A 21,541-nucleotide genomic window follows, 5' to 3' on the forward strand; every position below is an offset into this window, starting at 1 on the left:
TCACACCGCGAAGCGAAAATGGCCGCTGTGCAGCACGATGTGCCGCGCACCTGTCATCTCGAACAGCGCTCCCGCGACGCGTTCAATGTCCTGGCGGTTGCTCATGAATGCCGGCAGCAAATCTTCACTGCGGTACGAGCGTGCGCCGAAATGATCCTCAAGCGCCTCGGCAGTGATCTCATAGGTCGCCGGTGTGCCATCCACCTTCACGGCACACCGCAGGCTTGGCCCGGTCGGGCAGTAATCCGGCGTCTCGCCGGAAAAGTCGATCGTATGCATAGCTCTCTGGCGTAATGCCCTCCAAAATCTGTTCGCCTGCTTACGCTTCCTCGGCGCGGAGAAGCAGGACGGGCGCGACGGCCAGGTTGATCACGCTTCGCGCGACGCTGCCCATGACGAGTCGCCGCACTCCCCGGCGGCCGTGCGTACCCATCACAACCAGATCAGCGCCCCAGCCATTGGCTTCGGCAGCGATCGTGGCAGCAACGTCGCCCTCGACCATAGGCTTACCGAGCAGCCGCGTTACGTGGCGAATACCCGCTGCGGCAAGCCGGCCGGCGGCGGCAGCGAGAACGCTTTGCCCCGCCGTCGTGAGGTCCTCTATCAATCTCACCGGATCCAGATTGCTGGCATCCAGAAACGGGCTGCGGTCATCGACCACATGGACCACCTCCACTTCGGCGTTGGCGGCGCGCGCGATGATCATGGCCTGTTCCAGGGCAAGTTCCGATGCGGCGCCGCCGTCCATGGCGACAAGGATGCGCTGGTACATAGCGGTTTCTCCGGCGATGGGAGCCTGTGGCGACTCGGGTCTGGACTGGTTAAATGCAGCGTAGGGCAACCGGCGCAACTGCTGTTGATACGTGTCAAAGCCGCGGTACCGCGCTCCAACCGCCGCTGGTCGCGCGCGCATCGGCAGTCTTCGCGCAGGGGTTGCGGCTCGCGGATTCAGGCCTGCCCACGCCGAGCGGCTCGCGTGCTTGTCCCCGAACGAAGCCTGAGCGCTTCTTCTTCCCCTTCCAGTTCCGTCGCTTCTCTTTCGCGGGATCGTCCCTGAACCGCCGCGAACTTGCTTGCGCGGTGTCGTGCCCGCGGCGACACGTCCGAGCGGCAGGCTCAGCGACGCGGACAGGGTGTCGTGGCGCAGAGCAGCCAGTCGTCCTCGAGCGTATTGACCGGCAGCCGGAACGTCACCTCGAGCGGCTCGCCAGCGACGACGATGTCGCGCATCTGGTCCCGCCCCTGGTAGCCGACCGCGAGCCGATAGGCACCCGGCCTGAGTCGCATATAGAACAGCGGCCCGCTAGCCGTAGTGTGCAGCACGGGGCGGCCCTCCTGGCTGGCCACGACCACCGTGGCACCGCCCAGCGGCTTCCCGCGCCCGGCATCCACCATCGTCAGCCGTACATTGAAACGCGCGGCGATGGCCAGCATGCTTTGCATGCCCGCCTCATCGTCTCCACCCGATACGTAGGAAACGCCGTGCTGCTCCATGATCTGCACGCCAGCGGGCGCGGCGCGAGTGGCGCAACCCGCCGCCGCAACGGCAATCGCCAGCGACGACAGGCCGAGGCCAAGGCTTCTTGAAACCTGCATTTGCGTCACTCCGCAAGAATTATTGGGGTTTTCGCAGGCCGGAACCGAACGGTCAGGGCGTATCGCCGCGCGACTGCTGCCGAACGAGCAGCACGGGGCGAACCGTCTTGCTGACCACGTGCTCCGAGACCGAGCCCAGCACCATGCGCCGCACGCCGCGATGGCCGTGTGTGCCCATGACGATCAGGTCCGCGCTCCAGTGGTCCGCTTCCGCGATGATCGCCTCGGCAATCTTCGCAGGGGTGCCGGGCGTCTCGGCCAACCTGCTGCTCCAGCGCACGCCGGCGGCACTGAAGCGCTCGCCGGCACGAGCCAGCACCTGCTTGCCATAGGCAATGATGTCGGCCATCAGCCAGTGCCGGTCACCCGGGCTGACCTCGAAGAACAGGTCGCTGTCGTCGACGACGAACATGGCGCTGACCTCGGCGTCGGTGGTCAGCGCCATCGACACGGCCTGCTCCAGGGCATTCAAGGATGAACGGCTGCCATCGAGGGCTAGGAGAATGCGGCGGTACATGGCGACCTCGGCTTCGGCTGTGGTTCATCCCAAATTAGCGGTCGCAAGGACATGCGGGTTGATGCCAGTCAACCAAGCCAGCCACACCGCTGTGATTCGGCTCATGGCAGTGCTGCTGCACCAGGGGTGGCCGACAGCAACGTGTCGGCCGATACTGGCGGCCGCGCTCAGGTCAGCACCTGCTCGGCGGGTACATGGGCGTAGCCATGGGCGCTTGCGACGGCCGCATAAGTCACACTCCCGCGACAGATATTCAGCCCGGCCCGCAGGTAGGGGTCGTCTGAGAGCGCGCGGGACCATCCCTTGTCGGCAAGGGCCATCGCATGACCGATCGTGGCGTTGTTCAGGGCAAAGGTGGAGGTCCTCGCCACCGCTGCCGGCATGTTGGTCACGCAGTAGTGCAGCACGCCGTCCACCACATAGGTCGGATCCGTATGGCTGGTCGGGCGCGATGTCTCGGCGCAGCCTCCCTGGTCTATCGCCACATCCACCAGCACCGAACCCGCTTTCATGCGCGCGACCATCGCACGCGTGACCAGCCTGGGCGCCTCGGCGCCAGGCACCAGCACCGCGCCGATGACCGCATCGGCCGAGAGCAACGCGCGCTCGATACTGTCAGCGCTGGAGTAGACCGTCACGACTCGATTGCCGTACACGGAGCCCAGATGCCGCAGTCGTTCGATATTCTTGTCCAATACCGTCACGCGCGCCCCCATGCCAACCGCGATCTGGACAGCATTGGCGCCCACCACGCCGGCGCCGATCACCACGACATGTGCCGGCGCGACGCCCGGGACGCCGCCGAGCAGCAGTCCCATGCCGCCGTTCGGCTTCTCGAGGTAGGCTGCCGCCACCTGGACTGACATGCGGCCGGCGACCTCGCTCATGGGGGCCAGCAGCGGCAGACCACCGTCAGGCCCCGTAACCGTCTCATAGGCGATGCAGACCGCGCCGGATTGCAGCAGCGCGGCAGTCAGCTCACGGTCCGCGGCCAGGTGCAGGTATGCATAGAGGATCTGCCCGGGCCTGAGCAGCGCCAGTTCGCGTGGTTGTGGCTCCTTGACCTTGACAATCATCTGGGCCCGGTCGTACACGGCCTTCGCATCGGCAGCCAGCTTCGCGCCAGCCGCTTCGTATTGCGCGTCGGAAAGGCCAAGCGCGGCCCCGGCCCCGGCCTGGACCATGACCTGGTGACCGCGGCTGACAAGTTCGCGCACGCAGGCAGGCGCCAGGCCAACCCGGTACTCGTTGTCCTTGACTTCTTTAGGCACGCCGATCCACATGGCCTTTGCTCACGCGCGTGGTAATTCCGGCAGATTCCGCACCAGGTGCTTGAATCCTCAGTCCACGGCCGGATGCACCGAGGCCTGTCCGTGGCCACACGTACGGCGACACCTGCATGGCAGCCTCGATGTCGGCAGATATCGAAATAATTATAGGGCCCAAGGGTTACATAGCTGCCCAGCCATTTCACATCCAAATATCGCCATTTTCGCCCCCTCGGCGGACGCCGCAAGATGTGATTGATGTTTGCCATCACCACTTGCCGGAAGCACCACCACCGCCAAAGCCGCCGCCACCGCCGCCGAATCCCCCGGGGCCCGACCGGCCGCCATATCTTCCCGAGCGGCCGCCGATAGCCAGCAAGCCCATGTGCGGGCCACCCATCAGCGTGAACAAGAGCGCGATTGCCCCTGCAACGATGCCGGCAAAGATGGCGCCAGAAAGCATCCACGCGACCACTCCAACGGCCCCACCCGTCGCGACTGCACCCGGGAAGCGCCCCAGCATGGAACGCAGTAACCCACCCAGAACCAGAGTGAGCACAAGCAGGATTGGCATCAGTTGCCGGACGGGGTCACCCGTATCCCCTGCTCTTTCCTCCGGAGGTGGCAGTGGCTCCCCTTCGATGACCCCAAGCATGCGGTCGATGCCCGCAGACACACCGCCATAGAAGTCGCCCCGCTTGAATCGGGGCACGATATCATCACTGATGATGCGCTTGCTCGCGGCGTCAGTCAGGACGCCTTCGAGCCCGTAACCCACCTCAATACGAAGCGTGCGGTCGTCCTTGGCGATGATGAGCAGCGCGCCGTCATCAACGCGGTTACGTCCCAGCTTCCATTGCTCGACCACGCGAAGCGAATACTGTTCGATGGTTTCCGGTCGGGTAGTGGGAACCATGAGAACTGCAACCTGAGCTCCCTTCCTGGCTTCGAAGGCCTGCAGCGTCTGGTCCAGGGACGCCTGCTGTGCGCGCGTTAGCGTACCAGTCAGGTCAGTCACTCGCGCCGTCAATGACGGAACGGCAACCTCGGCGATGGCTCCGGGAAACACGAAGGCAGTCAGCACCAGAAGCAGGCCTCGCGCGGCCGTGCGCAGGTTCAACTGGCACCACCGAGGGCGCTGGCCGCAGCGGCACAGACTAATGGCTGGCATGACGAGCACCGCCCACATCTTGCGCACGGCACACCTCCGCAACGAAAGGTCTCTTGACTTCCCTCAGCGGACCCAGGTGTCAGCAGCTGACAAGATCCGTATGTCCGAAGCCCTTGGAATAGTCGAGCACGGAAATGACTGTCGGGGTCACCCTGAATATTCGGACGTCCTCCGCGGTTGGCATCGGCACTGGCAAGGCAATCTGCTCCGGATACTTCAATGGGAACATCCGGAGGATTCTCTCCGCTACGGCCACATCGACCACCGGTTGCGCGTGCGCCGCCATGGACAGGCCGGTAATCGCCATGAGATCTGGCGTGTCGTGATCAATTGTCAGCGAGACACGGTCATCCAATGCCAGATTGGCCGCCTTTTGGCTGCCCGGACCACAGAGGAAGTAGAGCGTGAGACCCTCATTCACATAACCCACAGTGGTAGCCTGAGGCCAGCCATCCGGCCTCAAGGTGGCAAGCGTCATGATCCTGTGTTGGTTCAACAAGGTCAGGATCTTCTGTCTGGTCTCTTCGTCCATATTTGGTCACCTGTTACGCCAGTACAAACAACACCAACGGGGCCGGCACGGCCGGGGGAGCGATCTCCAGCCGGCACGTTCCTGGACAAATGCCCCGCATCTTCTTCATTCCACGACAGCAATGGCTGGTTCAGGCCCATGTCTTGCCTCTCCCCCCAGCTACCTCGGCTTCGGCTATGGGCTATTTCCAAAGTAGCGGTCGCAAGCGCATGCGTGTTGATGGCTGTCAACGAAGCCCAGAGTCCCCTTGGCCGGCCGACCGCCCGCCCGCTGACCCGCATCAACCGGCCTACCCCCCGCCTAAGCCGGAAGCAATGTCTGCGCTCCCGCACCCGGGAACCGCTTCCGGCACCTGGTGATGGGCAGCGTGGCCGAGGGGGAGGTGTGCAGATCGACGGTGCCGGTGCTGCTGGTGCGGGCGGCCGCTGCCGGCCGCCCACTGGAGCTATTCGATGCGGAAGGGGTCATGCGCCAGGGCGTAGCTGAACGCATATTCCAGTTCGCCGGACGCCTGGGCATGCAGCGTACAGAGCGGTGCGCCGGCTACGACCTCGTCGCCGGCGCGCACATGCAGTTCCAGCCCGGCCACCTGCCGGCGCGGCGCCCCGGCCAGCTTCGCCGTGCGCGCGACGTGCCGGTTGTCGACGGACGTCACGATGCCGCTGCGGGCTGCGACCACGTCGCGCCGGAACACCGCCTGCCCCGGGGTGCGCAGCCCCCCTTGCGCTTCACAGATCGCCTGGAACCGGGCCCAGGCGGCACCACTGTCGAGCAGGCTGCCGGCCAGCAGCCGTCCCTGCCCGGGCGGTATCGCACCGCAGAACTCCAGCAGCTCGCCCGCCAGCAGCAGCGAGCGTTCGCGCAGGTCGGCGGGCGCCGTCGGCTGGCACTGCAGCACGGCCAGCACGTCGAGCGCCTCGAGCGCAGGGCCGACGCCCCGGCCCACCGGCTGCGAGCCGTCGGTGCGCAGAATCCGGAGCTTCAGCCCGAACGCGTCCGCGACCTTGGTCATGGCGAGATCCAGGCGCCCCAGATCGCTGTCTTCGCGGATCTTGGCCGTCGGCCCCACCGGCACGTCGATCAGCACGTGGGTGGAGCCGGCGGCAATCTTCTTCGACAGGATTGAGGCCACCAGCTGCGCATCGCTGTCGATATCCAGCGCGCGTTCCACGCGGATCAACACGTCGTCCGCGGGACTCAGGCTCAGCGCGCCGCCCCACACCAATGCAGCCCCGACCTGTTCTACCACGCGCCGCAGTTCCGTCGAATCCAGCGTCACGCGGGTCAGGGCTTCCATCGTATCGGCGGTGCCGGCGGGTGAGGTGATCGCGCGCGATGAGGTCTTGGGCAGCAGCAGCCCGGCCGCTGCCGCGATAGCCACGACGACCGGCGTGGTGCGATTGCCCGGCAGCCCACCGACGCAATGCTTGTCGGCAACCACCTCGCGGTCCCAGTTCAAGCGCTGGCCGGACCGGACCATGGCCCGGGTCAGGTCGACAGTCTCGCGCAGGCTCATGCGACCGTCCGCGCAGGCGGTGAGGAATGCCGCAATATGCACGTCGGCGTACCGCCCTGCACTGATGTCGCCGATGATGCCGTCGAGCTGGACGCTGTCCAGGTGGCAGCCATAGATCTTGGCACGCAGTGCGCGCACCGACTCCAGCGCGGGCGCATGGGTGACATGCACGACATCGCCGGCGCGTGCCGAAAGCGTCCGTGCCGCGCTCAACGACAGGCTCGCTTCGCCCGTGTTCAATAGCGGCGCGCCCAGCAGCGTCAGCGTGGCGATCAACGACCTGTCGCCGATCTGCACGCGCACGCGCGCCTGCGCGGAAAAGCCCTCGGCGCGGCAGACGGGGCAATCCGGATGCATATAGATGACATGCTCCTGCCACGTATCGATCTCGAGCGGCCGGAACACCAGCGCCCCCACTTCGCGGGGCGCGGCGGCGGCCACGACATCGCCGGGACGGCCGGGAATTCCGGGATCAGAACTGGCATCGTTCACGTCATGCCTTGCCGCGTATGACGCCGCTAGCGAGCGTCCAGGGCGTCCAGATTGAGCAGCTCGATGGACTTGCCCTGCACTGTCAGCAGCCCTTCCTGCTGGAACTTGGACAAGGTCCGGCTCACGGTTTCCAGGGTCATGCCAAGGAAGCTGCCGATGTCTTCACGAGTCATGCGCAGCACAAAGGACGTGGCCGAATAGCCGCGTTCGCGGTAGCGTGCCGAGACGTTCAACAGGAATGCCGCCACGCGCTGCTCGGCGGACATGTTGTTGCCTAACAGCATCATCTGGCGCGATTCCCTCACGATCTCGGCACTGAACATCTTGTGCAAGTGGCGTTGCAGCGGCTTGATCTCGCGGCATAGCGCCTCGAGCTGGTGAAACGGGATCACGCAGACCACGCTGTCTTCCAGGGCAATCGCATCGCAGTTATGGGTTTCCTGGCAAACGCCGTCCATGCCGATTGAGTCCCCGGCCATGTAGAAGCCGGAGATGGTCTCCTTGCCCCGCTCCGGCGCCACCACGGTCTTGAACGAGCCGACGCGGACCGCATAGAGGCTGCAGAACGGGTCGCCCGCCCGGTACAGCCGTTCGCCCTGCTTGACCGAACGCCAGCTCCGCACGACGGAGTCCAGGCGGGCCATTTCGCCGGCCTCCAGGCTGGCGGCCATGCAGATGTTCCGCATCATGCAAGTTGTGCACCGCGCCCGCGCGGGATCCGGCGCCGGCTCCGCAAACGTCTCATCCTCACGCCTGGAGAGCGCGACGGACATGTTGGGGGCGTCACAAACAGCATCAGCTTCAGTATGCAAGTCAAACATGGTTGTCTCCAGCCTGCCGGCCTTTCCCTAATCCCGACCCTCGCCTTCACCCGTGTCGTCTGGCGGACCGCATATTCGTGCGCGCCGCGATGTGTTTGACTGAAGTATTGGCCTGCCCGCGCTCCGCGCCTAGAAGGCTGCGCTGAGTTGCGTGTCAGAAATGCAGCGTCACTTGTCAGGGTTCCCTGACGCCGGTCATGCCGAACGCCCTGGCTGTCCAAGCTGGCGCATGTGACGTCATGCCCTTATCCCGTGCAAGCAGTCGGGGCAATGTGCCGGCGTTTGATGCAAAGCAAACCGCAACCGCCCCGGCTTGCCAAAGTAAGAAAACACGGCGCGCACGGCGCCGTCATCCAGGAGACCATGATGAGCAACATCAAGCGCTACGACCCGTTCTCGATCGAACCGCTCGGCGACATGCTGCAGAGCATGCTACGCAATTGGCGGATCGGGCCAGACACCGAGCTGCCATTCAAGGTCGATGTGGCCGAGTCCGACAGCAGCTTCACCATTACCGCCGACCTGCCAGGCGTGAAGAAGGAAGACATCAACGTCAGCGTAGACCGTGGGACTGTGATGATCTCCGCCAAGCTCGAGAAAGCTTCCGAGGTAAAAGAAGGCGACCGCGTGATCCGCCAGGAGCGCTACAGCGGCTCGATGCAGCGTGCCTTTACGCTGGACGGCAACATCGACACGGAAAAGATCGATGCCAGCTTCCAGGACGGCGTGCTGCGCCTGGTGCTGCCCAAGAAGGAAAGCTCAAGCCAGCAACGCATTACCGTCCGTTAGGCAACGTTGCGCAAAAAAGGAGACCGGGATGCTAGTCCAGGATATTTGCTCAGCGAAAGCCGTGCATGTCCCGCTGTCCTGCACCCTGCAGGAAGCTGCCGTCCAGATGCGGGACCGCCACGTCGGTGCGCTGATCGTGACAGAGAACTCACCGGCAGGGACGCGCGCGGTCGGCATGGTCACGGACCGGGACATCGTCATCGGTGCGACAGCCACCGGTGCGGATCCATGCCGGACCGACGTGGTCGAGGTGATGACGCGTGGCCTGGTGGCGATCCAACGGGATGCCGTTGTCGCAGAGGCAATGCAGTTGATGCTGACGCACGGCGTACGACGCCTGGCGGTGCTCGATGGCGAGGCAGTGACCGGAGTGGTTGCGCTCGATGATCTGTTCGCCGCTCTCGCAACCGACTGGGGCATGCTGTTTTCGCTGGTGCGCAAGGCGCAGGAACGAGAGCGTTCTGGCAGCGCACAGGCTCTATCGCAAACGTAGCGCCCAGAGACGCACCGGGGCCAACCCGTGGCGCCGCTTGCGGCGCCCTGCCTTTGAAGAGGCCAAGCATGAAAACAGATCATCAGATCCAGAAGGACGTCACCGAGGAACTCGACTGGGATCCGGCGATTGACGCGGCGTCCATCGGCGTCGAGGTCCATGAGGGCATTGTCACGCTGGACGGACACCTGTCCAGCTATGCGGAGAAGCTCGCCGCCGAGCGCGCCGCGGAACGCATTTCAGGCGTACGAGCGGTCGTCGTCAAGCTCGACGTGCATCCGCCCGGCGCCTTCCTCGACGAGGCCATTGCCGAGGCGGCTCGCGGTGCGTTGCAATGGCACGTGCATGTGCCCTCGGACGTCATCAAGGTCCGCGTCGAGCGCGGCTGGGTCACGCTGTCTGGCAACGTCGACTGGGGCTATCAGAAAAAGCTGGCCGAACGCACGGTCAGCCAGTTGCGCGGCGTGATCGGCGTCGTCAACAACATCCGGATGAATGAGAAGACCGCGCCCCCCGACGTGGAGAAGCGCATCGAAGAGGCGCTGCTCCGCCATGCCGTGCGCGAGGCCCACCATATCAGCGTCAAGGTCAAGAACGGCACCGCCACGCTGAGCGGCCACGTGGATTCGCTGGCCGACCGCCGCGCCGCCATCGGTGCCGTATGGTCGGCGCCGGGCATCTCGGCGGTCATTGATCAGCTGGAAACGCGGCCGTGACGCCGATGCCGCGTGCCCGCGCTGGCACGCACGGAGCAGGCGGCACGCGCCGCGATCGCGCCCGAGGGCGCCAGGCAAACAGGAGACAACCAACATGAAAGGCGATATCCAGCTCAAGCAGCATGTGATCGAGGAACTGGCCTGGGACCCGGCCGTCGATGCCACCGAGGTCGGTGTCCAGGTCAAGGACGGCGTGGTGACGCTGACCGGCCATCTCAGCAGCCATGCCGGCAAGTACGCTGCCGAGAAGGCCGTCAGGCGCGTGCCCGGCGTGAAAGGCCTGGCCGTCGAAATCGACGTGCGCCTGCCCGATGACGCGCAGCGCACGGACGCGGACATCGCACGCGCAGCGAGCAACATCCTGGCGTGGACCTCGGTGCTGCCCGCGGATCGCATCCAGGTGATGGTCGAGGACGGCTGCGTCACGCTGACCGGCACGGTCGACTGGAACTACCAGCGCCTGGCCGCCGAGCACGCGGTGGGCGGCCTGTACGGCGTGGTCAGTGTAGCCAACGCCATCGTGGTCCAGCCTGCGATCGCGGCCCACGACGTGAAGGAACGGATCGCCAGGGCCATCGAGCGCCAGGCGGCGGACGACGCGACCCATGTCGCGGTCGACGTCAAGGACGGCGTGGTGACGCTGCGCGGTAGCCTGCGCAGCTGGGCCGAGCGCGAGGCCGCTTCCGAAGCCGCCTGGGCGGCGCCTGGGGTAAGCGAAGTATCGAACATCATCCAGGTGAATCTCTGACTTCCCGACCGGGCCCTGTCGGGAGGGTTGCCGCCGGTTGCCATGAGGGCCAGCCATGACTGTCCGTAATCTCGATGCCCTGTTCCGTCCGCGCTCGGTCGCGCTCATCGGCGCGACGCTGCGGCCGCATAGCGTGGGGGCAACGGTGCTGGCGAACCTGTCCGCGGGCGACTTCACCGGCCAGCTGTACCTGGTCAACCCGAAGTATGCGACGCTGGCGGGCCAGCCCTGTTACGCGCGCGTCGGCGCGTTGCCGGCACCGCCGGACCTGGCGGTGCTATGCACGCCCGCGCCCACCATCCCGGGGCTCATCGCCGAGCTTGGCGCCGCCGGCACGCGCGCGGCTATCGTGCTGACCGCCGGCTTCGAGGGTCCCGAGGACAGTGCCGCAGGCGCCCTGCGGCAGGCCATGCTGGACGCGGCGCGGCCCCATCTGCTCAGGATTCTCGGGCCAAACTGCGTCGGGCTGATCGCTTCGGGAATCAGCCTCAATGCCAGCTTCGCGCCCGGCGCGGCCCGCCAAGGCAAGCTGGCATTCGCCACCCAATCCGGCGCGCTGGCCACCGCCGTGCTGGACTGGTCGCGCTCGCGGCAGATCGGCTTTTCCCATTTCATCTCGCTGGGCAACAGTGCCGATGTGGACGCAGCCGACGTGCTCGACTACCTCGCCGGCGACGCCGGGACGCATGCGATCCTGCTCTACGTGGAAGCGATCCGCCATGGCGCAAAGTTTATGTCTGCGGCACGCGCCGCCGCCCGCAACAAGCCGGTGCTGATCGTCAAGGGCGGACGCTCGGCGCAGGCTGCACGCGCCGCCGCGTCCCACACAGGCGCCATGGCGGGTGCCGACGACGTCTACGACGCCGCCATCCGGCGTGCCGGCATGCTGCGCGTGGACAGCACCGAGGGCCTGTTCGACGCCGTCGAGATGCTTGCCCGCATGCAAGGGCTGCGCGGCGAGCGCCTCGCCATCCTGACCAATGGCGGCGGCGCCGGCGTGATGGCGACGGATGCGCTGGCGGATGCCGGCGGGACCCTGGCCCGACTGTCAGACCAGACCCTGGCCCGGCTGGACTTGGTGCTGCCCGCCACTTGGCCGCGCGCGAATCCAATCGACATCATCGGCGACGCGCCCGTCGAGCGCTACCTGCAGGCCTACGCCATCCTGTGCGAGGCGCCCGAGGTTGACGCTGTGTTGATGATCCATGCGCCCACGGCCATCGTGCCAGCCGCCGAGATCGCAGCCGCGCTCGTCAGCGCGCCGTCGGGCGGCAAGCCGCTGCTGACCGCATGGCTCGGGGCGGATGCCGTGCTGCAGGCACGCCGCTTGTGCCGGCATGCCGGCGTGCCGACCTTCGATACCCCGGAGCGGGCAGTGCGCGGCTTCCTGCAGGCCTGCGAATACCACAGGAACCAGCAATTGCTGATGCGCACGCCGCCCGCAGACGACACGTACACGCAGGCCGACAAGGAACAGGTGCGCACGATCATCGGCAATGCCCTGCGCGCCGGCAGGGCGTTGCTGACCGAACCGGAGGCCAAGGCCGCGCTGGCCGCCTACGGCGTCCCCGTGGTCGCGACCCGGACCGCGGCAAGCGTCGATGAGGCTGTCGACCAGGCCACACGGATCGGATATCCGGTAGCGCTCAAGATCCTGTCCCCGGACATCACGCACAAGTCTGCCGCGGGCGGCGTTGCACTGGACCTCGCCGATGCCGCCGCGGTGCGCAGCGCCGGCAGCGCCATGCTCGAGCGGATCTGGCAGCAAGCCCCGGAGGCACGGCTGGAGGGCTTCACCGTCCAGCCGATGGCCGGGCACGGCGATGGCTTCGAGCTGATCGTCGGCGCCGCCACCGATCCCGTGTTCGGCCCCGTCTTGCTGTTCGGCCATGGCGGCGTCAACACCGAACACATCGGCGACCATGCGGTTGCGCTGCCGCCGCTCGACGCGCTGCTCGCGCAAGACCTGGTGTCGCGCACCCGCATCGGGCGCCTGCTGGAAGGCTGGCACGGACACCCGGGCGTCGACGGGGACGGCTTGCTCCAGGTACTGGTACAGGTATCACGCCTGGTCTGCGACATTCCCGAGATCGCCGAACTCGATATCAATCCCCTGCTGGCGAGCGCGACAGGCGTCATCGCGCTCGATGCCCGCATCGCCATCAAGGCGCCGGCGCCGGGCACGCGGCTGGCCATCCAACCCTATCCGGAAGCGCTGGAGGAACGCGTCGAGCAGGACGGCCGCACCATTGTGCTGCGGCCCGTGCGCCCGACCGACGAGGCAGCCTACCAGGCGTACTTCCGCCAGCTGACGCCGGAAGATATCCATGCACGCTACTTCTGCACGTTCCGCGAGCCGGAACACAGCCAGTTGGCAAGGCTCACGCAGATCGACTACGCGCGCGAGATGGCGTTCATCGCGACGACTACCGATGCATGTGGCCAGGCTTCCATCCTGGGAGAGGTCCGGGCGGTTGCGGATCCGGACAATGTCCAGGCAGAGTTCGGTATCGCCGTGCGCTCGGACTGCAAGGGACAAGGGCTGGGAAAGCTGCTGCTCGACAAGCTGATCCGCTACGCGCGCGAAAAGGGCATCGGCGCGCTGGTGGGCTGCACCATGCAGCACAACCGGGCCATGCTGACGCTGGCGCGCACCTGCGGCTTCAGGACCAGCATCGCGGCCGGCGCCGACGGTGTCAGTCTGCACCTTGCGCTGCGCGAGGAGAATGCCAGCGTTCGCACGCAGGGTTGAGGCATCGCAATCGGCACGCGCGCGCAAGGCGTTGGCAATTTCGATCGCCTTCAGGCGCACTGCCGGCGGCGGCCGCTTTCCTGAGACAAGCCGGTAGCCGACAACCTCGGTTGCAGACGCCACCCAGCCGGCTTGCTTGTCGAAACTGTCGTACTCGCTACTGCCAAGCCGGCAAGGCGTGCGCGCGCATGTCAGGGATCACTGACAGTGCCTTCTGCCCCCCTGACGCGACTCTCAGCCGCCCCTGATTTGCCACCGCAAGGGGAGCCGCGATACTAGGACCATGCCAGACCGCAATCCTGCCCGCCTGCTTACCGTGTACTTGCTCGAGCATGCCAATGCGATCCGAACCAGGCAGCTCGGCCTGCTTGGGCGAATGCCTGGCATCCGAGTCGCGGGTGCGGGCGCCAGCGCAGCCACGGAACTTGCCCCGCTCCTGCGTCATCGCCCCGACGTCGTCCTGATCAGCCTGGGCACGGGCTATGCTCATGCGCTCCAGGAGGTCAGGACGCTGAGGTCGACGCTACCGGATTCGATCGTGATCGTGCTGGCCGACAACCTCGGCCCGCCGCTGCGCCGCGCCTGCCTGAAGGCAGGCGGGAGCTACTGCTTTGACAAGACGCTGGAACTCGATGCGCTGCGCCAGACCCTGGCCGGGCTGGCTGCGACTTCGGGGCGATAAGGCACAAAGCCAGCGGCCGACCGACGCTGCACTGTGGCACTACAGGTCCGCATCGTCGTCGAACAGATGATTGCGCATGGCATAGCGCAACAGCATGGCTTCATTGGGCATCTGCATTTTTTCCATCAGCCGCATCTTGTAGGTGCTCACGGTCTTGGCGCTGACGCACAGTGCCATGGCGATCGCCGTGATGGGCTCGCCCAGCACCAGCCGCCGGTAGACTTCCAGTTCGCGGTCCGAGAGCCTCAGGTGCGGCAGGTCGTCGCTCTGGTCCTTCAGCCCGCTTGCCAGCTTCGTGGCCATCGACTGGCTCACATAGGTGCCGCCCCGGGCTACCTGGCCGATGGCGGACACCAGTTCCGTAGCCGCGCTTTCCTTGGTCAGATAGCCCGCCGCTCCAGCCTGGAACGCACGAACGATGTATTGCTCCTCGGCGTGCATGGTCAAGACCAGGATGCGCAGGGCCGGGTGCTCGCCGCGCAGCAAGCGGATCAGTTCCAGCCCGCTCCTGCCAGGCATGGAAAGGTCAAGCAGGAGCACCTGCGGGGTGCATTCCCGTACCATCCTGGGCACTTGTGTACCATCTGCCGCCTCGCCGACGACCTCGAACACACCGGCCCGTTCCAGGATATGCCGCAGGCCATCCCGTACCACAGCATGGTCATCCGCAATCATCACCCTTGTCATGCCCGTTCCCCTGCTCTCGCGGAAATCGCACGACCAGGCGAAAGCCATCGTCGGGCGAACTCTGGACAAGGCTGCTCGCCTGCGGAGCGGATGAAGACGCCGTCAGGGGCATGCTCTCGTCACTATTACCTTGCCAATGGACTATAGAGTTTGTGCGCGGAAAGGCAACGGCATGGGAAGCGAGATGCGGCTCAGAACCGGAAAATTCGCAGGTACCGGCGACGTCGGAGCCACAACCCGTGTGCCGACACCGGCTGAGCCACGCACGTTGGAAACTAGCTCAGGATGCGGCTCGGGTATGTCGGCAAGCCAACATTCGGCCGGCACGCAATGTGCCGGCCGAACGAGCCTGCGGCCAGGCCATGCGCTGCCACTGCCCCACCGGCAGCGGTCACCCGTCAGTGCGACATGAAGACTGGCAACGATGACTGACGCACCAGGGCGCGGGTGGTGCCACCCAGCACCAGCTCCTTCAGCCTGGAACGGCCATAGCCGCCGGCGACCAGCAGGTCGGCCTGTACCTTGCAGGCAAGTTGCGGCAGAACGTGGTCGGGGTCGCCCTCCCCGACAACCAGATCGGCATTGATGCCATGGCTGGCCAGCCACTCTGTCAGCCGGTTCCCGCTGTCACGGCAGGTCTCTTCGTCAATGGCAGCCGCGCTGACCACCAGGGCGGTAACAGCACTGGCATGCGCGAGCCACGGCAATGCGTCCGCTACTGCCCGCGCGGCCTCTCGACCGCCGTTCCATGCGATCGCGACATGACCACCAAAGCGCGGGCCGGCCGCGCCCGGCACCAGCAGGATGGGCCGTCCGGCATTGAGCATCGCATACTCCGCAACCCCGGCCAGCAGCGCCGGCACATCGGCATCCGCCGACGGCGGTGCGGGAAGGATGAGATCGGCGAAACGCCCCTCGTCGGCAAGCGCCCAACCGGATTCAGCGTCGATAATGATGTGCCGGGTGGGGATGTCCGGCGACACTTGCCTGGTCAGCGTGTCGAGGGTCTCCTTGTGACCGGCAACCAGCTTGTGCAGCTGGCTGGCGGCAAGGGCCGCGTATTGTCCGGCTTCTTCGCCCGCCCCGCGAAACGGCTCCAGGTTTGTTCCAGTCGCAGTCAGCCCGACCACGCTGCCGCCGAATTTCGCGGCAACCCGTGCGGCCGTTTCAATGCGTGCCGACCGGGCAGAATCTTCGCTGAGGTCGACGAGGATGGTTCTGAAGTCCATGACGTGATTCCGGTTTGGCAGACGTAACGAAAGGCGCACATATCAGGCGCCGGCCTGGATCAGTCGAGCGGATAGGAGCGCCGATATTCCGGCATGGTGACCGCCCAGCGCAGGTCGCGCTCGATGTGCTGGCGCAGCGCATCGCTTGCCTGTGGCTCGCCGTGCACGACAAACGTACGCCGCGGCGCCTGGTGAAAGCCGCCGAGCCAGGTCATGAGTTCCGCGGCATCGGCATGTGCGGACAGGTTCTCCACCTGCTCCACCGACGCATGCACGGCGATGTCCTTGCCATGGACGCGGATGTCGCGCCGGCCTGCGGCCAGCGCTGCGCCGCGCGTACCCGCCGCCTGGAAGCCGGAAAGCAGAACGGTGTTGCGAGGGTCCGGGCCGTAGGCGGCAATATGGTGGACCACACGACCACCGCTAGCCATGCCGCTGCCAGCCAGGATGATCTTGGGACTTCGGTCATGGTTCAGCCAGATCGACTGCTCCATGCTCTGCACCGGGGTGGCGAGATTGCAGGCTGCGGCGCACTCTTCGCGGCTGATGCGCAGCTCTTCCGGATGCAGCGAGAAAATCATGGTCGCGTCGATGGCCATCGGGCTGTTGAGGTACACCGGCACGTCGGGGATTCGCTTGAGTTCGCGCAGGCGGTGCAGGCAGTACAGCAGGCTCTGCGTGCGCCCTACCGCAAAAGCGGGGATGATCAAGCTGCCGCCGCGGCCAATCGTCCGGCTGACGATCTCGCCGAGCACATCGAGCGGGTCGTCGTCCGGATGCCGCCGGTCGCCGTAGGTTGACTCCACCAGCAGGTAATCCGCCTGACGCACCATCTCCGGCGCGCGCATGACGATGTCCTGCTGCCGCCCGAGGTCGCCTGAGAAGACGATGCGCTTGCCGTCGACGAACAACGTGACGATAGCCGCGCCGATGATATGTCCGGCCCGGGCAAACTCGGCCTCTACGCCGGGCACTACCTGGAAGCGCTTGCCGAACTGCATCGGCTGGAGCCGCCGCATTGCTCGTGCAGCGTCGGCTGCTGTGTAAAGAGGCAATGCGGGCCGATGACGCGAGAAGCCCTTGCGGTTCGCATAATCGGCGTCTTCTTCCGCCAGGTGGGCGCTGTCTGGCAACAGGATTCCGCACAGCTGCGCGGTGCCCATGGTGCAGTGCACGCTGCCGCGGAAGCCGTTGCGCACCAGCAGGGGCAAATACCCGCTGTGGTCGATGTGGGCATGGGTCAGCACCACGGCGTCGAGCTTGGCCGGATCGAGCGGCAGTGGATCCCAGTTGCGCAGGCGCAGGGTCTTGTATCCCTGGAACAAGCCACAGTCGACCATGACCTGGTGACGGCCGGTATCGAGCAGGTACTTGGAGCCGGTGACCGTATCGGTCGCGCCGAGGAATTGCAGTTGCATGCTGGTGTCCTTTGACGCTTGCGCAAGGCCGTTGGCCCCGCCACGGGTGCCGCTGGCCGATACAGCCAGTCTAGGAGGGGGAACCGGGTGGTGGTTGATCCGGATCAATCATGCGGAAACGCGAGTACCTACGCTTGAACAGTGTCCGGACCCGCCCGCCGCACGTGGCGTACGCCCAGGGTGTGCACGCGTGGCTCCGCGCCGGGCATACCTTGGGAAACCTCATGCAAAATCGCTCCAGCGCGTTGCAAACGGATCGCCCCCGATCTCACGAAGAACATTCCGGCACCCGGGATCGCGTCGATCCGGGACATGTCCCACCCGGCCTGACCACCGCGCAGGCTAATGCGCGGCTGGCCGAGGTGGGCCGCAATGTGCTGCCTCAGGCGGCCCCTAGGTCGGTGGCCGCGGTGTTTCTGCGCCAGTTCCTCAGTCCGCTTATTTACATTCTCCTGGCCGCGGCAGCGGTGTCGCTCGCGTTGGGTGACCTGAAGGATGCACTGTTCATCGGGGCAGTACTGCTGATTAACGGCGTCATCGGCACCGCACAGGAGCATACGGCCGACAAGGCGGCCGTGGCGCTGCGCAAGATGGAGCAGCCCCGTGCCACGGTGATCCGGGACGGCATCCAGCAGGAGATCGATGCAAGTACGCTGGTACCGGGCGACCTGGTGGTGCTGGAAGCCGGCAACCGAGTGCCGGCCGACCTGGAACTGACCTCCGCCATTGACCTGCAGTGCGATGAATCCCTGCTGACTGGCGAATCGCTGCCGGTGCGCAAGCTCTCAGCATGTGATGCCAGCAACGCCCCAGCGAGCGCCCGCCAGTGCCTGACCTCCGCCGGCACGGTGGTGCTCCGCGGCAGGGGCCACGGCATCGTCGTGGCAACTGGCGCTGCCACGCAAATTGGCCGGATTGCGCGGGAACTGGGCCGCGAATCCATCTCGCAGCCACCTTTGATTCTCAGGCTCCAGCGTTTTTCCCGACTGATCGCGGTGGCGGTAGGCGTGGCTGTGGCGTTGCTGGTGTTGGTGGGTATGCTGCGCGGCATGGCATTGCGCGAACTGTTCATGATGTCGGTCGGACTGGCGGTGAGCGCGATCCCCGAAGGACTGCCCGTCGCCATTTCGGTGGCGCTGGCGATCAGCATGCGGCGGATGGCGAAGGCCCATGTGATCGTGCGCAAAATGCCCGCCGTGGAGTCGCTTGGATCCTGCACCATGATCGCCACCGACAAGACCGGCACCCTGACCATGAACGAGCTTGTCGTCACCGATATCCGGCTTCCCGACGGCACGGCGTTTTGCTGCGACGTCGGACACGATCTGGACAACTGCACGATCCGCGCCGCCGGCACCACCGACCATGACGCGAGAACGCGGGTAGCGGCCCTGCTAAGGGCCGCGGCGCTGCCAAACGAGGCCCAACTATCCAGGGAGCGTGATGGCTGGACTGGCACCGGGGACAGCGTGGACGTGGCGCTGCTGGCCGCAGCGCACAAGGGGGGCACCGTAGCCAATGAGATCCGACAGCGGTACCCCTTGGTGGCCCGTATCCCGTATGAGCCAGACCTGCGGTACGCGGCCTCGTTCCACCGGCACGAAGAGACGATCCGCGTGTTCGTCAAGGGAGCGCCCGAGACTCTGATTGCCATGTGCGACCAGGCGGACGTTCGCGGCCATGCCGTGCCGATCCGGCGCGAAGGACTGCTTCGGGAAAAGGCAGCGCTGGCCGCGCAAGGACTACGCGTGCTGGCGTTCGCAGAAGGCACGATTGATGCAGAGCCGGACGGGTCCTACGGACACGGGCACCTGGTCAACCTGACCTTTCTGGGAATGGCAGGCATGAAGGATCCGGTTCGCCCGGAGGTCCCGGACGCTATCCGACGCTGCTACAGCGCCGGCATCGACGTGGCGATGGTGACTGGCGACGATCCGTTGACAGCCAGCGCAATTGGCGCGCAGGCGGGGCTGCGCTTTACCACGGACCAGGTCGTGACGGGCGAGCAGGTGCGCCAGGCCGAGAGCAAGGGGCCGCACGGACTCGACCAACTGACCCGCCGTGCGCGCATCTACGCCCGCGTCAGTCCGGATCAGAAGCTGTCCATTGTCCTGTCGCTGGCAAGAACCGGCCATTTCGTGGCGGTCACCGGCGACGGCGTCAACGACGCTCCTGCGCTCAAGCACGCACACGTCGGTGTGGCCATGGGCCGAAAGGGAACTGAAGTAGCGAAGGAAAGCGCAGACATAGTCCTCACCGATGACAACTTTGCGTCCATCGTCAACGGCATAAATGAAGGCAGGGTGGCGTACGCGAACATTCGCAAAGTCATCTTCATGGTGGTTTCCACGGGCGCGGCCGAAATGGTTCTGTTTCTGCTGGCGATTCCCCTGGGCCTGCCAATGCCATTGCTGCCGGTGCAGCTGCTGTGGCTCAACCTCGTGACCAATGGCATCCAGGATGTGGCTCTGGCTACCGAGCATGCGGAAGGCGACGAACTGTCATATCCGGCGCGCAAGCCCCGGGAGCCGATCTTTGACCGCGTAATGATCCGCCGCATCTGCTATTCGACTCTTGTCATGGGCGTAGGGGGATTTGCAACTTTCTACTGGCTGCTCGACCGCGGCTATCCCCTAAACGAGGCACGCAACCAATTGCTGCTGCTGTTTGTGCTGTTTGAGAACTTGCAGACGTTTAGTAGCCGTTCAGAGCGCCACTCCGTATTCCGACAGGGGGTCTTCGCCAATCCGATGCTGGTGGTCAGCGTACTGGCTGCCCAGTTACTCCATATCGCTGCCATGTACATACCCGGGCTAAGCGACACGCTCGGTCTCACACCTGTGTCGGCTACGACGTGGGCTGGACTGTTGTCGCTCGCGCTCACATTGACGATTGCAGTGGAGCTGGACAAATGGTGGAGCCGGCGGTGCAAGCTGTAGCGGGAGACCGGTGCTCGCCAACTCAGAATTCCATCACCCCGTTGGCCACGGAGCACAGGCGCCGCTCTTCCCACAGAAGCCAATAGGGCATGGAGGGGACACCGCTTCTATATACGCCAGTGCGCGACATGAAGCTGTCGGCGGTCATCGAGAACTGGGATACCGCATGCTCAGGCAATACGGCCTGGTGTGCGCACACGCACTCGTCCGTGCGCATTGCCCGTTCCGGTAATGCCGCCACGATCGCCGGTTACATGGGCTCAGGACAAACCTCTGACGGCGCGATCCGCGAGTTCGCCACCGAGTACTGCTCCCGGGGGAAGGCGGCTGAATGTATTTGGTATCTCGTTTGCGATGCATCAATGGGACAGTGCGCATGCGAGCTACGCTTCAAAATAGACGGGCGATATATTTTGCGCGCCGCAAAGGAGGATTGTCATGACCGCGAAGCTGCAGCGTGGACACGAGGAAAACCTCCAGGCTCCCGTTAGCCACCATCGATCACTTGCAATGCGCGCCAGCAAGGTTGAGCGTGCAGCTGCCGCCGCGCTGCTCCTTGGTACCGCACCGCTTCTCCACGCGCAGATCCTCGCAACGCATCCAACGCCGCCGGAAATCCACCAATCCGCTGGCGTCCGGTATGTCTCGGGCGGGATGGGGCGTGAAGCCTTGCGGCAAATGCAGGCTATCGCCGGCCAATTCAATGTGCGGCTCAGCTTCCAGGACCCTTCAGAAGGCAACCCCGTTTCTGGCGTCACACTGATCCTGGTCAACGAACAGGGCAACCGCCTGCTACGGCTGGTCTCCGACGGTCCCCTGGTCTACCTCAAACTGCCTCACGGCCGCTATTACCTGACGCTGATTTATCAAGACGTCGATCACGAGCAATGGATTACGGCTGAAGCCGAGCCGATGGACCTCACATTTCTTTTCAACCTGATCCACCTGGAACGAGACTGGCTGCACACACGGACACGAACGCCCCAGTACCCGACTCCCACATAAGAAAGGCCTCATTGCGAAGGGCACCGGCTGCAAGGCGGCGCACGTGTCGTGACAGCCAAACGCATATGAAGCCGGCACGCATCGTTGCGGGCCAATGGCCTGTCAATCTTTTCTTTGATGTAGCCAAAACTCCGGGATTTTTCAGATCCTATAGCCAGTGGCTTGCCAAA

21 protein-coding genes are annotated in these 21,541 nt (G+C 65.2%); 9 read left to right on the forward strand and 12 right to left on the reverse strand.

The window, feature by feature from the left end:
* The 9 genes from AC3WQZ_RS12255 to AC3WQZ_RS12295 all read right to left on the reverse strand — a co-directional run bounded on the left by AC3WQZ_RS12255 (nt 1) and on the right by AC3WQZ_RS12295 (nt 7,865).
* Nucleotides 1–279 carry a DUF1488 family protein gene (locus AC3WQZ_RS12255; RefSeq protein WP_010809955.1) on the reverse strand — a complete coding sequence of 93 codons (279 nt, stop codon included), beginning with the start codon at nt 277–279 and terminating at the stop codon, nt 1–3.
* A gap of 40 nt (nt 280–319) precedes the next feature.
* A complete protein-coding gene (locus AC3WQZ_RS12260) occupies nt 320–772 on the reverse strand; it encodes a universal stress protein (protein ID WP_058698013.1) in 453 nt (150 codons plus the stop codon).
* Between the two features lie 344 nt (nt 773–1,116).
* Nucleotides 1,117–1,596 carry a carboxypeptidase-like regulatory domain-containing protein gene (locus AC3WQZ_RS12265; protein WP_010809953.1) on the reverse strand — a complete coding sequence of 160 codons (480 nt, stop codon included), beginning with the start codon at nt 1,594–1,596 and terminating at the stop codon, nt 1,117–1,119.
* Between the two features lie 52 nt (nt 1,597–1,648).
* Nucleotides 1,649–2,113 carry a universal stress protein gene (locus AC3WQZ_RS12270; protein WP_011615450.1) on the reverse strand — a complete coding sequence of 155 codons (465 nt, stop codon included), beginning with the start codon at nt 2,111–2,113 and terminating at the stop codon, nt 1,649–1,651.
* Nucleotides 2,114–2,280: 167 nt separating this feature from the next.
* Complete coding sequence (gene ald / locus AC3WQZ_RS12275) at nt 2,281–3,396, reverse strand: alanine dehydrogenase (protein ID WP_010809951.1); 1,116 nt, start codon at nt 3,394–3,396, stop codon at nt 2,281–2,283.
* 253 nt (nt 3,397–3,649) lie between these two features.
* The gene (locus AC3WQZ_RS12280; protein ID WP_037024973.1) at nt 3,650–4,501 is read right to left on the reverse strand and encodes a TPM domain-containing protein; all 852 of its coding nucleotides are present in this window, start codon (nt 4,499–4,501) and stop codon (nt 3,650–3,652) included.
* A 130-nt stretch (nt 4,502–4,631) separates the two neighbouring features.
* Nucleotides 4,632–5,084 (reverse strand): pyridoxamine 5'-phosphate oxidase family protein, encoded by a 453-nt coding sequence (locus AC3WQZ_RS12285; RefSeq protein ID WP_010809949.1) that lies wholly within the window; start codon nt 5,082–5,084, stop codon nt 4,632–4,634.
* A 445-nt stretch (nt 5,085–5,529) separates the two neighbouring features.
* Nucleotides 5,530–7,041: a thymidine phosphorylase family protein gene (locus AC3WQZ_RS12290; protein ID WP_439667948.1), complete on the reverse strand. Its 1,512-nt coding sequence runs from the start codon at nt 7,039–7,041 to the stop codon at nt 5,530–5,532.
* A 77-nt stretch (nt 7,042–7,118) separates the two neighbouring features.
* On the reverse strand, nt 7,119–7,865 hold the full coding sequence (locus AC3WQZ_RS12295; RefSeq protein WP_492300624.1) for a helix-turn-helix domain-containing protein: 747 nt from the start codon (nt 7,863–7,865) through the stop codon (nt 7,119–7,121).
* A gap of 414 nt (nt 7,866–8,279) precedes the next feature.
* On the opposite strand from AC3WQZ_RS12295, the gene AC3WQZ_RS12300 reads away from it, so the two are divergent.
* From AC3WQZ_RS12300 to AC3WQZ_RS12325, 6 genes are all read left to right on the forward strand, one after another.
* Nucleotides 8,280–8,702 (forward strand): Hsp20/alpha crystallin family protein, encoded by a 423-nt coding sequence (locus AC3WQZ_RS12300; protein ID WP_010809946.1) that lies wholly within the window; start codon nt 8,280–8,282, stop codon nt 8,700–8,702.
* 28 nt (nt 8,703–8,730) lie between these two features.
* Nucleotides 8,731–9,195 (forward strand): CBS domain-containing protein, encoded by a 465-nt coding sequence (locus AC3WQZ_RS12305; RefSeq protein ID WP_010809945.1) that lies wholly within the window; start codon nt 8,731–8,733, stop codon nt 9,193–9,195.
* 68 nt (nt 9,196–9,263) lie between these two features.
* Nucleotides 9,264–9,911: a BON domain-containing protein gene (locus AC3WQZ_RS12310; protein ID WP_010809944.1), complete on the forward strand. Its 648-nt coding sequence runs from the start codon at nt 9,264–9,266 to the stop codon at nt 9,909–9,911.
* 94 nt (nt 9,912–10,005) lie between these two features.
* Nucleotides 10,006–10,659, forward strand: a complete 654-nt coding sequence (locus AC3WQZ_RS12315) for a BON domain-containing protein (protein ID WP_010809943.1) — start codon at nt 10,006–10,008, stop codon at nt 10,657–10,659.
* Nucleotides 10,660–10,714: 55 nt separating this feature from the next.
* Nucleotides 10,715–13,411, forward strand: coding sequence for a bifunctional acetate--CoA ligase family protein/GNAT family N-acetyltransferase (locus tag AC3WQZ_RS12320; RefSeq protein WP_010809942.1), 2,697 nt, complete (start codon nt 10,715–10,717; stop codon nt 13,409–13,411).
* A 283-nt stretch (nt 13,412–13,694) separates the two neighbouring features.
* A complete protein-coding gene (locus AC3WQZ_RS12325) occupies nt 13,695–14,093 on the forward strand; it encodes a response regulator (RefSeq protein WP_011615457.1) in 399 nt (132 codons plus the stop codon).
* A gap of 39 nt (nt 14,094–14,132) precedes the next feature.
* Here the strand turns inward: AC3WQZ_RS12325 and AC3WQZ_RS12330 are convergent, their stop codons facing one another.
* The 3 genes from AC3WQZ_RS12330 to AC3WQZ_RS12340 form a co-directional block, all read right to left on the reverse strand.
* Nucleotides 14,133–14,780, reverse strand: a complete 648-nt coding sequence (locus tag AC3WQZ_RS12330) for a response regulator transcription factor (RefSeq protein WP_492300626.1) — start codon at nt 14,778–14,780, stop codon at nt 14,133–14,135.
* A gap of 398 nt (nt 14,781–15,178) precedes the next feature.
* Nucleotides 15,179–16,009, reverse strand: coding sequence for a universal stress protein (locus AC3WQZ_RS12335; RefSeq protein ID WP_010809939.1), 831 nt, complete (start codon nt 16,007–16,009; stop codon nt 15,179–15,181).
* Nucleotides 16,010–16,068: 59 nt separating this feature from the next.
* Nucleotides 16,069–17,427: an MBL fold metallo-hydrolase RNA specificity domain-containing protein gene (locus AC3WQZ_RS12340; protein WP_492300627.1), complete on the reverse strand. Its 1,359-nt coding sequence runs from the start codon at nt 17,425–17,427 to the stop codon at nt 16,069–16,071.
* A gap of 224 nt (nt 17,428–17,651) precedes the next feature.
* On the opposite strand from AC3WQZ_RS12340, the gene AC3WQZ_RS12345 reads away from it, so the two are divergent.
* From AC3WQZ_RS12345 to AC3WQZ_RS12355, 3 genes are all read left to right on the forward strand, one after another.
* On the forward strand, nt 17,652–20,366 hold the full coding sequence (locus AC3WQZ_RS12345) for a cation-translocating P-type ATPase (RefSeq protein ID WP_492300628.1): 2,715 nt from the start codon (nt 17,652–17,654) through the stop codon (nt 20,364–20,366).
* A gap of 128 nt (nt 20,367–20,494) precedes the next feature.
* On the forward strand, nt 20,495–20,857 hold the full coding sequence (locus AC3WQZ_RS12350) for a hypothetical protein (RefSeq protein WP_492300630.1): 363 nt from the start codon (nt 20,495–20,497) through the stop codon (nt 20,855–20,857).
* Complete coding sequence (locus AC3WQZ_RS12355) at nt 20,805–21,371, forward strand: hypothetical protein (protein ID WP_492300631.1); 567 nt, start codon at nt 20,805–20,807, stop codon at nt 21,369–21,371. The genes AC3WQZ_RS12350 and AC3WQZ_RS12355 overlap by 53 nt, the downstream gene beginning before the upstream one ends.
* The last annotated feature ends 170 nt before the right edge of the window (nt 21,372–21,541 follow it).

Source organism: Cupriavidus sp. FW305-26 (genome assembly GCF_058787975.1).

Excerpts from the sequence above, each read along its gene's own strand:
- AC3WQZ_RS12330 (WP_492300626.1), bottom strand. The coding sequence starts at position 14,780 with ATGACAAGGGTGATGATTGCGGATGACCATGCTGTGGTACGGGATGGC.
- ald (WP_010809951.1), bottom strand. The coding sequence starts at position 3,396 with ATGTGGATCGGCGTGCCTAAAGAAGTCAAGGACAACGAGTACCGGGTT.
- AC3WQZ_RS12310 (WP_010809944.1), top strand. The coding sequence starts at position 9,264 with ATGAAAACAGATCATCAGATCCAGAAGGACGTCACCGAGGAACTCGAC.
- AC3WQZ_RS12300 (WP_010809946.1), top strand. The coding sequence starts at position 8,280 with ATGAGCAACATCAAGCGCTACGACCCGTTCTCGATCGAACCGCTCGGC.
- AC3WQZ_RS12265 (WP_010809953.1), bottom strand. The coding sequence starts at position 1,596 with ATGCAGGTTTCAAGAAGCCTTGGCCTCGGCCTGTCGTCGCTGGCGATT.
- AC3WQZ_RS12260 (WP_058698013.1), bottom strand. The coding sequence starts at position 772 with ATGTACCAGCGCATCCTTGTCGCCATGGACGGCGGCGCCGCATCGGAA.
- AC3WQZ_RS12270 (WP_011615450.1), bottom strand. The coding sequence starts at position 2,113 with ATGTACCGCCGCATTCTCCTAGCCCTCGATGGCAGCCGTTCATCCTTG.
- AC3WQZ_RS12315 (WP_010809943.1), top strand. The coding sequence starts at position 10,006 with ATGAAAGGCGATATCCAGCTCAAGCAGCATGTGATCGAGGAACTGGCC.
- AC3WQZ_RS12305 (WP_010809945.1), top strand. The coding sequence starts at position 8,731 with ATGCTAGTCCAGGATATTTGCTCAGCGAAAGCCGTGCATGTCCCGCTG.
- AC3WQZ_RS12295 (WP_492300624.1), bottom strand. The coding sequence starts at position 7,865 with ATGTCCGTCGCGCTCTCCAGGCGTGAGGATGAGACGTTTGCGGAGCCG.
- AC3WQZ_RS12355 (WP_492300631.1), top strand. The coding sequence starts at position 20,805 with ATGACCGCGAAGCTGCAGCGTGGACACGAGGAAAACCTCCAGGCTCCC.
- AC3WQZ_RS12325 (WP_011615457.1), top strand. The coding sequence starts at position 13,695 with ATGCCAGACCGCAATCCTGCCCGCCTGCTTACCGTGTACTTGCTCGAG.
- AC3WQZ_RS12350 (WP_492300630.1), top strand. The coding sequence starts at position 20,495 with ATGAAGCTGTCGGCGGTCATCGAGAACTGGGATACCGCATGCTCAGGC.
- AC3WQZ_RS12255 (WP_010809955.1), bottom strand. The coding sequence starts at position 279 with ATGCATACGATCGACTTTTCCGGCGAGACGCCGGATTACTGCCCGACC.
- AC3WQZ_RS12335 (WP_010809939.1), bottom strand. The coding sequence starts at position 16,009 with ATGGACTTCAGAACCATCCTCGTCGACCTCAGCGAAGATTCTGCCCGG.
- AC3WQZ_RS12320 (WP_010809942.1), top strand. The coding sequence starts at position 10,715 with ATGACTGTCCGTAATCTCGATGCCCTGTTCCGTCCGCGCTCGGTCGCG.
- AC3WQZ_RS12345 (WP_492300628.1), top strand. The coding sequence starts at position 17,652 with ATGCAAAATCGCTCCAGCGCGTTGCAAACGGATCGCCCCCGATCTCAC.
- AC3WQZ_RS12285 (WP_010809949.1), bottom strand. The coding sequence starts at position 5,084 with ATGGACGAAGAGACCAGACAGAAGATCCTGACCTTGTTGAACCAACAC.
- AC3WQZ_RS12340 (WP_492300627.1), bottom strand. The coding sequence starts at position 17,427 with ATGCAACTGCAATTCCTCGGCGCGACCGATACGGTCACCGGCTCCAAG.